Origin of the sequence: Methanobrevibacter filiformis (genome assembly GCF_001639265.1) — an archaeon.
GTDB classification, from domain to species: domain Archaea; phylum Methanobacteriota; class Methanobacteria; order Methanobacteriales; family Methanobacteriaceae; genus Methanacia; species Methanacia filiformis.
In genome coordinates this window covers 1-620 of sequence record NZ_LWMT01000205.1, presented here as the reverse complement: position 1 = coordinate 620, position 620 = coordinate 1, and the positions used below count along the sequence as shown (strand labels likewise).

Genomic DNA, 620 nt, shown 5'->3' with positions numbered 1-620 from the left:
TGAATTAAATGGGGAATTTAAATCTGAAAAAGGAAGAAAAGCTATTTCACGTTTATTACTTTTAGGAGCGATTAGTTACGGAATTTTAGTTGATGAGTATAGAATAGATAAAATAGCTAGTTTATGCAAAACAGATATAATATTAAAAACATTTCTAAATGGTAAAACACCATCGTCCACAACATTAAGCAGATTTTTATCAAACAGCAACTATATCACCATTAAAAAAATATTTCTACACACATTACTCGTTTTAAATGACCATCATATTCTAAAATTTCTTCATATTTTCATTGACGGTACTGATGCATTAATTAAAGGATCTAAACACTACACTATCACACGTGATGAATTAAAAGCTTTAAAACTAATGAAAAAATGGAATTTACTGCACGATAAAAGTAAAAATTCAATCCGAAGAATTAAAAAAGAACTAAAAATCAAAGAACAAGAATATAAAAAAGACCAAGATATTTTAGAAAGCATACAGACCATTAGAAAAAGAATCAAGATTTACAATAAAAATATGTCCCAACGTATAAATGAATTTGAAGATCGATTTAAGGAAATAGATAATGATTATGTTAGTATTACATTTCCTGAAGCTGTTATGATGCCTA

The 620-nt window shown here is 26.6% G+C and carries 1 protein-coding gene; it reads left to right on the top strand.

All coding sequences use genetic code 11. The annotated features are described in order from the left end of the window. Nucleotides 1-620 (top strand): transposase (locus MBFIL_RS10825; RefSeq protein ID WP_084266313.1); only part of this gene is annotated, 620 nt, incomplete at both ends.